Origin of the sequence: Saccharothrix ecbatanensis (assembly GCF_014205015.1) — a bacterium.
GTDB classification, from domain to species: Bacteria; Actinomycetota; Actinomycetes; order Mycobacteriales; family Pseudonocardiaceae; genus Actinosynnema; species Actinosynnema ecbatanense.
This window is the reverse complement of record NZ_JACHMO010000001.1, coordinates 2,555,283-2,565,123: the sequence shown is the minus strand read 5'-3', so window position 1 is coordinate 2,565,123 and position 9,841 is coordinate 2,555,283. Positions and strand designations below refer to the sequence as shown.

Genomic DNA, 9,841 nt, shown 5'->3' with positions numbered 1-9,841 from the left:
AGCGACGACACCTCGGTACGGTGAACCCCATGCGGATCTTGATCTCGGCGGACATGGAAGGGGCCACCGGCGTCACCTGGACGGCCGACGTCGTACCCCAGACCGAGCAGTGGCAGCGGTTCCGCCGGCTGTTCACCGGCGACGTCAACGCGTGCGTCGCCGGTGCCCACGCCGGCGGCGCCACCGACCTGCTCGTCAACGAGGCCCACTCGTCCCAGCGCAACCTCCTGCTGGAGGACCTGGACCCCCGCGCCCGACTGCTCACCGGACGGCACAAGCCGCTGTCGATGATGCAGGGCATCGACTCCGGCGTGGACGGCGTGGTCTTCCTCGGCTACCACGCCGGCGCCGGCCAGGAGGGCGTCCTCGCCCACACCTACCTCGAGAACTCGATCACCGGCGTCTGGCTCGACGGCGTCCCCGCCAGCGAGGGCAGGCTCAACGCCGCGCTGGCCGCCGAGCACGGCGTCCCCGTGCTGCTCGTGACCGGCGACGACAAGGCGTGCGACGACGCCCGCGACTACGCGCCCGACGCCGAACTCGTCGCCGTCAAGGACTGCGTCAGCCGCTACGCCGCCGTCTGCGCCCCGCCGAAGGTGACCTCCGAGCGGATCACCGCCGCCGCCCGCACCGCCATGGACCGCGCCGGACGCGTGCCCGGCACGGTCGCCCCGCACCGGGTCGAAGTCGAGTTCGACGCCACCCACCTCGCCGCCGCCGCGGCCGTGGTCCCTACTGTGCAGCAGGTCGGAGCACGCCGGGTCGGGTTCGACGCAGCGTCCATGACCCTGGCGATGCAGGCGTTCAAGATCGTCACCGCGATCGCGGCGGGGGCGGTCGAAGGGATCTACGGGTAAGGGAACGCATGGCTGAGGACGTCGTCGACCTGTGCGCCGCACTGCTGCGGTTCGACACCACCAACCACGGCGGCGGCCGGTCCGCCGGTGAACGCGAGGCGGCCGAGTTCGTCGCCGCGCACCTGGACGCCGTCGGCGTCGAGCCCACCGTGCTGGAATCCGCGCCACGCCGGAGCAACGTGCTGGCCCGTGTGACCGGCACCGAACCCGATCTGCCCGCGCTGCTCGTGCAGGCGCACCTGGACGTGGTGCCCGCCGACGCCGCCGAGTGGAGCGTGCCGCCGTTCGCCGGCGTCGAACGCGACGGGTTCCTGTGGGGCCGCGGCGCGGTCGACATGAAGGACATGATCGCCATGGTGCTCGCCGTGCTGGGCGACTGGTCCCGCGAGGGACGCCGGCCCCGCCGCGACATCGTGCTCGCGTTCGTCGCCGACGAGGAGGACCGCGGCGAGTACGGCGCCCAGTGGCTGGTCGAACGCCACGCGGACTTCTTCGCCGGCTGCACCACCGCGATCAGCGAATCCGGCGGCTACTCCTACCCCGTCGGCGACCATCGTGTCTATCCCATCGGCACCGCCGAACGCGGCACCTCCCACCTGCGGCTCACCGCGACCGGACGCGCCGGCCACGGATCACGCCGCAACGACGACAACGCCGTGGTCAAGCTCCTCGGCGCGCTCGCCCGCATCGCCGCCATCGACCACCCCGTGCGGCTCACCCCCACCGTGAAGGCGTTCATCGAACAGGTCGGCGCGGCCCTCGACGTCCCCGTCGACCTCGCCGACGTCGACGGCACCATCGCCCGGTTCGGACCCGCCGCCCGGCTCGTCGAGAACACCGTCCGCAACAGCACCACACCCACCGTGCTGCGCGCCGGGTACAAGGTCAACGTCATCCCCGGCAGCGCCACCGCCGAGATCGACGTGCGCACCCTGCCCGGCACCGTGGACGAACTGCTCGCGTCGATCGACGTCGCGCTCGGCGCCGAGGTGCGCCGCGAGTTCATCGCCAGCGAACCGCCCGTGCAGGCCCCGATCGACTCGCCCTGGTTCGACGCGATGGCCGCGGCGCTGCGCGCGGAGGACCCCGACGCCGTGGTCGTGCCCTACTGCATGGGCGGCGGCACCGACGCCAAGGCGTTCAGCCGGCTGGGCATCGACTGCTACGGCTTCTCGCCGCTCACCCTGCCCGCCGGCTACGACTACCGGGCCATGCCGCACGGCGTGGACGAACGCGTGCCCGTCGAAGGCCTGCGTTTCGGCGCGCGCGTGCTCGACCGGTTCCTGTCGTCCTAGCCTGTCCTCGAAGGGGTAATCGCGGTAGGGGGTAATCGCGCCACCGATGAGTTTCGTCGCCCGCGGACGTTCCACTCCCGTAGCCGACGCAACCCGCAGGAGGTCCACGATGGGCAAGGTCTTCTCGCACATGACGATGTCGCTCGACGGGTTCATCGCCGACCCGCAGGACGGCGTCGCCGAGCTGTTCGACTGGTACCAGGCGGGCGACGTGACCGTGCCCAGCCACGCCCCCGAGTACTCGTTCCAGGTCGACCCCGACAGCGCCGCGATGCTGCGCGGGTACCTGGAGAACGCCGCCGTCATCGTGTGCGGCCGACGCCTGTTCGACTACACCGACGGGTGGGGCGGCCAACACCCGGCGGCCGACCACGTCGTCGTGGTGACCCACCGGCGGCCCGAGGACGCCGACAGGTGGAAGACGACCACCTTCACCGACAGCGTCGAGGCCGGTATCGCCGAGGCCAAGCGCATCGCCCGGGACGCGGGGGACAAGGACGTCACGATCGCCAGTGCCAGTATCGCCGCACAGGCGCTGGACCTGGGGCTGGTGGACGAGGTCCACGTCAGCCTCGTGCCCGTCCTGCTCGGCGAGGGCATCCCCTACTTCGCCAACCTGACCCGCGCGCCGCACCGGTTCGAGGACCCGGTCGTCATCCAGGGCACACGCGCCACCCACCTGAAGTACACCGTGCGCACTACAACGAAGGATCGGTGATCTCCCGCAGCCTGGCCAACGCGTCACGCAGCGCCGCCATCCGCCGCTGACCCAGGTGCGCCGTCCACTCCCGTTCCACCTCCGCGATCGCCGCCCGCCCCACCGGGATCGCCTTCTGCCCGCGCTCGGCCACCCGGATCAGCCGGGCCCGCGCGTCGGTCGGATCGGGCGTGCGCTCCACGTACCCGCCGCGTTCCAGCTGGTCGACCAGGAAACCCGCGGTCTGCTTGGTGATCTGTGCGGCTTCCGCCAACTCGGTCAACCTCGACCCGTCGCGGCGGATCCGCTGGAACACCCGCGACTGGGCGGGCGTCACGTCGTCGAAACCCGCCCCCGCCAAGGCGGCGAACACGCGGTCCTCCATCTCGCGGTGCGGCAGGTACAGCAGCAGGCTGAGGTCGTCGGGCACGGCACTCCTTGACATCGGCCAGCGAAGTCGATCACCTTATCGCGACAGGCCGCGACACCACCGGGACTGTGACACAAGCGCAGCGCGGACCACTCGACCCGGATGCGCGTCAACTCCGGATGCGCGTCAACTCCGGACGCGCGTCAACTCCGGACGCGCGTCAACCCCGCTTGCGCGTCGACACCGCTCAGGGGCGTCGGGCCAGCCGGGCGAGCTTCAACGCCAGGTGCAGCTCCAGCCGCACCCCGCCGTCCGCCAGGTCACGGCCGGTCAGCTCGGCGATCCGGCCCAACCGGTAGTACAGGCTCGTGCGGTGCAGGTGCAGGCGATCCGCCGCGGCCCGCACGTCGCACCCCGAGTCCAGGTACACCTCCAACGTCACCAGCAGCACCTCCGACAACCCGGACAGCACCTCGTCCGGCGACGCCCCGAGCAACAGCCGGTACGCGCCCAGTTCGGACCACCGCACCCGGTCCGGCAACGCCGGGTCGAGCCGCGCCAACTCCGCCGCCGCCAACGCCTGCTGGTACGCCGACCCGGCCCGGTCGGGCGGATGCGGATCGCTCACCCCCACGTGCCCCGACAACTCCGGCAGCGGATCACCCGCCGGCACCGTGCGCACCACCCGCGGCTCCAACCCCACCACCACCCGCACCGGCGTCCGCTCCCCGACCGGCACCTGCGCCGCCAACGCCGCCAACCGACCGCCCAAGTCCAGCTCCGGCGGCTCGCCCAACACCCACAGGTAGCCGACCAGCACCCCGTTGTGCCGCAACGGGAAACCCACCCGCTGCGAGAACCCCAACACCGCGTTCTCCGGCACCCGCACCGGCCCCGCCGCGGTCGAGACGCCGTGCTGCTCCTGCCACGCCGCGACGTCCGCCGGCACCCGCCGGGTCAGGATCGCCCGCACCCGCGCCGGGTCCACGTCGTCGGCCTGGGCACTGTGCGCGACCACCCGGCCCGCCACGTCGTCCACCGACACACCGCGTCCCAACACCCGGGACAGCTCGTCCAGCAACTCCTGCATTCCGACAACTGTAGGAACAACTCCAGTCGCCGGACGGTCGCCCCACCCGACGCCGACGCCCTAGCGTGCACACTCGTGACGAACAGCCGGATCGCCCCCTGGGCCTCCCCGCAGGCGCAACGCCGACTCGCCGAGGTCGAAGCCGCCGTCTCGACCGACCTGACCGCCGCCGGTGTCGCGAGCACCGTCCGCAAAGCCCTCGAAGCGCACCGCGCCCAGGTCGACGACGACGGGATCGTGCTCTACGCGGGAACCAACGTGGTCAGCCCCGCCGCCGCGGCGGCCGTCTCCCACAGCGTGTCCAGCCGCCCGAGCATGGGCTGGCCCGGCGAGAAGTACCAGGTCGGCCTGGACCACCTCGACACCCTCGAAGTCCTCACGCCGATGCTCGTCGCGTCCCTCATGGAAGGCAGCTTCGCCGAGGTCCGGCTCCAGAGCGCCACCCTCGCCAACCTCGCCGTCTACACCGCGTTCGCCCGCGCCGGCGACAAGATCGCCGTGCTGCCCGAGTTCGCCGGCGGCCACGCCAGCCACCACGCCCAGGGCGTGCCCGCGATCCGCGGCCTGACCGTCGTCGACCTGCCCTACCTGCCCGACGAACTCGACATCGACTACGGCAAGCTTCCCGGGTTCCTGCGCGTGCACCGGCCCCGGATCGTCGTCATCGGCGCGAGCATGATGCTGTTCCCGCACGACGTCGCCGCGGTCCGCGCGGCCGCCGACGAGGTCGGCGCCGTCCTCGTCTACGACGCCTCCCACATGGCCGGCCTCGTCGCCGGCAAGGAGTTCCAGCGGCCCCTGCACGAGGGCGCCCACCTCATGACGTTCTCCACCTACAAGTCGTTCGGCGGCCCGTCCGGCGGCTGCGTCGTCACCCGCGACCCGGACCTCGCCGAACGCGTCTCGAACGTCGCCTACCCCGGGATGCTCGCCAACTACGACGCCGGACGCCTCGGCGCGCTCGCCGTCACCGCCGCCGAACTCGCCGAACACGGCCCCGAGTACGCGCGGGCGTGCATCGCCAACGCCCAGGCCCTGGGCCGGGCGCTGTCCGACAACGGCTTCGACGTCGCCCGCCACGACGGCGAGTTCACCCGCTCCCACCACCTCGCCATCGACGCCCTCACCATCGGCGGCGGCGACGCGGCGGCCGTGCGGCTCGGTGACGCCGGCGTCTACCTCAGCGGCATCAGCCTGCCGTGGCAGCGCATCGACGAGGGCCTGCGCGGGCTGCGCATCGGCACCCAGGAGATCACCCGCCGCGGCTTCACCCCCGAACACCAGCCCGCCGTCGCCGACCTCATCCGCCGCGCCCTGATCGACCGCGAACCACCCGAACGCGTGCGCACCGACGCCATCGCGCTGCGCCGATCGGTCAACGCCGGGTCCCGCTGAAGTCCACCTCCGATCCGGAATCGCGGACGGGACCTGTCCGCGATTCCGGATAGCGTGACCTCGTGATCGAGAAGCTGACGACCCGGGCGTTGAACCGCGCCACACTGCACCGGCAACTGCTGCTGGACCTGGTGACCACGCCCGCGCTCGACGTGGTCGAGCACCTGGTCGGGATGCAGGCGCAGGAACCGTTCTCGCCCTACTACGGCCTGTGGTCGCGGATCCGGGACTTCCGGCCCGAGGAGCTCGCGTCACTGCTGGAAGACCGGAAGGTGGTCCGCGCGTCGCTGCACCGTGCCACGATCCACCTCGTCAGCGCCGCCGACCACGGCCGGATCGAACCGCTGCTCCGGCCGTTCCTGCACCGGCGGTTCGCGTCCTCGCCGTTCGGGTTCGTGCTCGACGGGCTCGACAGCGACACGTTCATCGAAGCCGCCACCGCCCTGGCCGCCGAGAAGCCGCGCACCCGCCGTGAACTGAGCGACCGGCTCGGCGCACGGTGGCCCGACCGCGACGCCACCGCCCTCGGCTACGCGGCCAGCTACCTCGTCCCGGCCGTGCAGGTGCCGCCCCGCGCGGTGTGGGGGAAGTCCGGACCGGCGGCGTGGACGACCGCCTCGACCTGGCTCGGCACCGCCGAACCCGCCACGACACCCGAGGAGGTCGTGCGCCGCTACCTGGCCGCGTTCGGACCCGCCTCGGTGCGGGACGTGCAGACCTGGGCGGGCATGACCCGGCTCAAGCCCGTGGTCGAGGCGATGGACCTGCGGACCTTCACCGACGAACGCGGACGCACCCTCTACGACGTGCCCGACGGGCCGCTGCCCGACCCCGACACCCCCGCGCCGGCACGGTTCCTGCCCGAGTTCGACAACCTCCTGCTCGGCCACGACGACCGCACCCGCGTTATCTCCGACGAGGACTACCGGCGCGGGATCGTGGTCGGCGGCAAGCCGACGCTGCTGGTCGACGGCTTCGTCCACGGCACCTGGAAGATCGCCGGCGACGGGCTGGACGTCGAGCTGTTCCGGCCGTTGACCAGCGCGCAGAAGGCCGATGTGTCCTCCGAGGGTGCCCGGCTGCTGGCGTTCGCGGGCGTGACCGGGGAGGTCCGGCTCTAGATCTGGACGAACGCTTAGGACGATCGTCCAGTACGATCGTCCAATGACGGTTCGGGAACGGCTGCTGCACGCGGCCACGGAACTCATCGCCGAGAAGGGCTGGGGCGCGGTCAGCACCCGGATGCTGGCCGACCGCGCCGGCGTCGGCTCGGGGGTCGTGCACTACCACTTCGACTCGGTCCAGGCGGTGCTCGTGCAGGCCTCCGTCGGCGCGCTGCGGTCCGCCGTGGACGACCTCGGGCGGCTGCTGGACACGGTGTCCACGCCGGCCGACGTGCTGACCCGGCTGCTGGAGGCGTTGGACGGCCACGGCGGGCAGGAACTGTTCACCGAGACCCTGCTCGCCGCCACCCGCAACGACGAACTGCGGCAGGCCGTCGGGGCGGTGCTGGCGGACTTCCGCCGGACGCTCGCCGAGTGGCTGGCCTCCCGTGACGTGCCCACACCGGTCGAGACCGCCGCCGTGCTGGCGGCAGCCGTCGACGGCGTGCTCCTGCACCGCGCGATCTCCCCCGACCTGACGTCGGACGTCGTCGTGCCCGTGCTGGGGAGGGTGCTGCGGTGAAGGTCGTGATCAGCGGGGCGGGGATCGCCGGGCTGGCCCTGGCACACCGGCTCGGGACGCTCGGCCACAAGGTCGTCGTGGTGGAACGCGCCACCGGGCCGCGCACCACCGGCTACATGATCGACTTCTTCGGCCCGGGGTACGACGCCGCCGAACGGATGGGCGTGCTGCCGCGCCTGGTGGAGTCGGGGTACCGGGTGCGGGAGGCCGCGTACGTCGACTCCCGGGGCCGTCGGGTGGCCGGGCTGCGGTTCGACCGGCTCGCGCGGGCGGTGGACGGGCGGCTGCTGAGCATCATGCGGCCGGACCTGGAACGTGCGTTCCGGGAGGACCTGCCCGCCGGCGTGACGTTGCGGTTCGGCGCCGGAGTGGTGGGTGTCGAGGATTCGGAATCCGATGTGACCGCACGGTTGTCCGACGGTTCGACGGTGTCCGGTGACCTGCTGGTCGGGGCGGACGGCGTGCACTCGACCGTGCGGCGGCTCGTGTTCGGTGACGGGCACCTGCGCCGGTTGGGGTTCCACACGGCGGCGTTCACGTTCGACGACCCGGAGATCCACGCGCTGGTCGCCGGACGGTTCTGCGTCACCGACACGGTCGGCCGGCAGGTCGGGTTCTACGGGCTGCGCGACGGTCGGGTGGCGGCGTTCACCGTGCACCGGACGACGTCCCCCGACCTGCCCGACGATCCGCGTGCGGCGGTGATGGAGGCGTACGGGACGTTGGGCTGGGTCGTGCCGCGGGCGTTGGCGAAGTGTCCGGCGGAGATCTACTACGACCAGGTCGCGCAGGTGGAGCTGCCGCGGTGGTCGTCCGGGCGGGTGGTGCTCGTGGGTGACGCGTGCGGCGCGGTGTCGTTGTTGGCCGGGCAGGGCGCGTCACTCGGGATCGGCGGCGCGTACGTGCTGGCCGAGCACCTGGACGATCCGGTGGCGTACGAACGCGCGTGGCGACCGGTCGTGGTGGACAAGCAGGAGGTGGCGCGGTCGGGCGCGCGCTGGTTCCTGCCCTCGTCGCCGCGGCGGCTGTGGGCGCGGCGGGTGGCGATGAGGCTGTCGAACCTGCCCGGCGTCAACCGTGTGGTGGCCACGAGCCTGGTCGGAAAACCGGCCCCTCTCGGCTGAACTGAGGTGGCACGGGCGGTACCGGCCCCGTGCCGTTCGGGTGCGCAGCGGGGTTGATCCGGTCGGCACGTCGTGCGGTCAGGGTTGGGTGCTTCGCTCCGCTCGGAGGGCGTCGAGTTCCGCTTGCAGTCGGTCGAGTCGGCTTTCCGCCCGTTCGGCGCGGACCAGCGTCTGGGTGCGGGCTTCTTCGAGGGCGTCGAGGCGTTCGCGGGCGGCGCGTTCTGCCCGGTCGAGGTCGGCGCGGTGGGTCTCGCGCTGTTCGGTGAGTTCGGCTCGTGCGCGGTCGAGTTCGGTGCGGGCGTCGTGGGCGGTCTGCTCGGCGCGTTCGGCCTTGATCCGTGCTTCGTTCGCGGCGTCCGCTTCGGTGCGTGCGGCGGCACGGGCCTGTTCGACGCTCGCGTGCGCCTCGGCGCGGGCTTGTTCGACCAGGGTCCGCGCGTCCGTCTGGGCCCGGTCGACCTGGGTCTGCGCTTCGGTGCGGGTGCGTTCGACGAGTGCCTGGGCGTCCTGCCTGGCCTGGTCGATCAGGGCTTGGGCGTCCGCCCGGACCTGCTCGACCTCGCGTACGGCCAGCCGTCGGGCTTGTTCTGCGTGTGAGACGGCGTCGGCTTTGGCCTGTTCGACCTGGGTTTGGGCGTCCCGGCGGATTTCGTCCACGACGGTGGCGGCTTCGACGCGGATGGCGGCGATTTCCTGTTCGGCGCGTTCGACGGCCGCGTCGGCTTCGGCGCGGGCGGCGTCACGTTGTGCGTAGGCGGCTTCGGCGTCCTGTTCGGCTTGTTCGGCGGCACGGACCGCGTCTTCGGTGGTGTCTTCGGCGGCCTTGCGGGCCTGTTCGGCGTCACGCCGTCGTCGTTCCGCTTTGGCTACGGCAGCTTCCGCTTCGGCGACCCGCCGTGCGGCCTCGGCTTCGACGGCCTGCACCTGGCTTTCGGCGACGCTCGGGTCGGCGATCGCGGTCAGTTCCGCCACGGCGCCGGTGAGCGTGGTCGACATCTGCTCGGAGAGCACCCGGAACCGCTCCAACAGTTCCTCGGCCCTGATCTTGCCCGCGGTGATCCCCTGCAGGCCTTTCGTCACGGTGACGACCTCCTGCTCCGCCTCCGCCCCCTGCGCCAACCGCTGCCGTTCCCGCCACGCCCGCCACCGGGTGTGTTCCGGCAGGTCGCAGTACTCGGCCGGCCGCCCCGGCCCACTGCCCCGGAACACCGGTCGGGTGCAGCCGGGGTAGTTGCAGGTCGTCGCGGCGGTCTCGGTCGTCGTCACAGCAATACCGTAGCACTATTCCGTCACTACAAACGTTATTGGATATAACGTAACGCTATTG

General features: G+C 72.0%; 10 protein-coding genes. 7 read left to right on the top strand and 3 right to left on the bottom strand.

What is annotated here, in order from left to right; all coding sequences use genetic code 11:
* Positions 1–29: 29 nt before the first annotated feature.
* The 3 genes from F4560_RS11030 to F4560_RS11020 all read left to right on the top strand — a co-directional run bounded on the left by F4560_RS11030 (position 30) and on the right by F4560_RS11020 (position 2,870).
* On the top strand, positions 30–857 hold the full coding sequence (locus F4560_RS11030; RefSeq protein WP_184919194.1) for a M55 family metallopeptidase: 828 nt from the start codon (positions 30–32) through the stop codon (positions 855–857).
* 8 nt (positions 858–865) lie between these two features.
* Positions 866–2,152, top strand: coding sequence for a M20/M25/M40 family metallo-hydrolase (locus F4560_RS11025; protein WP_184919192.1), 1,287 nt, complete (start codon positions 866–868; stop codon positions 2,150–2,152).
* Between the two features lie 109 nt (positions 2,153–2,261).
* The gene (locus F4560_RS11020) at positions 2,262–2,870 is read left to right on the top strand and encodes a dihydrofolate reductase family protein (RefSeq protein WP_184919190.1); all 609 of its coding nucleotides are present in this window, start codon (positions 2,262–2,264) and stop codon (positions 2,868–2,870) included.
* Here F4560_RS11020 and F4560_RS45505 read toward each other — a convergent pair.
* Positions 2,851–3,279: a MarR family winged helix-turn-helix transcriptional regulator gene (locus tag F4560_RS45505; RefSeq protein ID WP_312869097.1), complete on the bottom strand. Its 429-nt coding sequence runs from the start codon at positions 3,277–3,279 to the stop codon at positions 2,851–2,853. The two genes, F4560_RS11020 and F4560_RS45505, sit on opposite strands and share 20 nt — an antisense overlap.
* A gap of 187 nt (positions 3,280–3,466) precedes the next feature.
* Positions 3,467–4,309, bottom strand: a complete 843-nt coding sequence (locus F4560_RS44325) for a PucR family transcriptional regulator (RefSeq protein ID WP_184919186.1) — start codon at positions 4,307–4,309, stop codon at positions 3,467–3,469.
* Between the two features lie 75 nt (positions 4,310–4,384).
* Between F4560_RS44325 and glyA the strand changes: the two genes are divergently transcribed.
* From glyA to F4560_RS10990, 4 genes are all read left to right on the top strand, one after another.
* Positions 4,385–5,704, top strand: a complete 1,320-nt coding sequence (gene glyA, locus F4560_RS11005) for a serine hydroxymethyltransferase (protein ID WP_184919185.1) — start codon at positions 4,385–4,387, stop codon at positions 5,702–5,704.
* Between the two features lie 62 nt (positions 5,705–5,766).
* On the top strand, positions 5,767–6,825 hold the full coding sequence (locus F4560_RS11000) for a winged helix DNA-binding domain-containing protein (protein WP_312869096.1): 1,059 nt from the start codon (positions 5,767–5,769) through the stop codon (positions 6,823–6,825).
* 43 nt (positions 6,826–6,868) lie between these two features.
* Positions 6,869–7,390 (top strand): TetR/AcrR family transcriptional regulator, encoded by a 522-nt coding sequence (locus F4560_RS10995; RefSeq protein WP_184919184.1) that lies wholly within the window; start codon positions 6,869–6,871, stop codon positions 7,388–7,390.
* A complete protein-coding gene (locus F4560_RS10990) occupies positions 7,387–8,514 on the top strand; it encodes an FAD-dependent oxidoreductase (protein ID WP_184919183.1) in 1,128 nt (375 codons plus the stop codon). Before F4560_RS10995 ends, F4560_RS10990 begins: the two co-directional genes overlap by 4 nt.
* Positions 8,515–8,592: 78 nt before the next feature.
* Here the strand turns inward: F4560_RS10990 and F4560_RS10985 are convergent, their stop codons facing one another.
* Positions 8,593–9,780: a coiled-coil domain-containing protein gene (locus F4560_RS10985; protein WP_184919182.1), complete on the bottom strand. Its 1,188-nt coding sequence runs from the start codon at positions 9,778–9,780 to the stop codon at positions 8,593–8,595.
* Positions 9,781–9,841 lie beyond the last annotated feature (61 nt).

Bases quoted from the DNA above. Each gene is read 5' to 3' on its own strand.
- F4560_RS11020 (WP_184919190.1), top strand. From the start codon at position 2,262: ATGGGCAAGGTCTTCTCGCACATGACGATGTCGCTCGACGGGTTCATC.
- F4560_RS11025 (WP_184919192.1), top strand. From the start codon at position 866: ATGGCTGAGGACGTCGTCGACCTGTGCGCCGCACTGCTGCGGTTCGAC.
- F4560_RS10995 (WP_184919184.1), top strand. From the start codon at position 6,869: ATGACGGTTCGGGAACGGCTGCTGCACGCGGCCACGGAACTCATCGCC.
- F4560_RS44325 (WP_184919186.1), bottom strand. From the start codon at position 4,309: ATGCAGGAGTTGCTGGACGAGCTGTCCCGGGTGTTGGGACGCGGTGTG.
- F4560_RS11030 (WP_184919194.1), top strand. From the start codon at position 30: ATGCGGATCTTGATCTCGGCGGACATGGAAGGGGCCACCGGCGTCACC.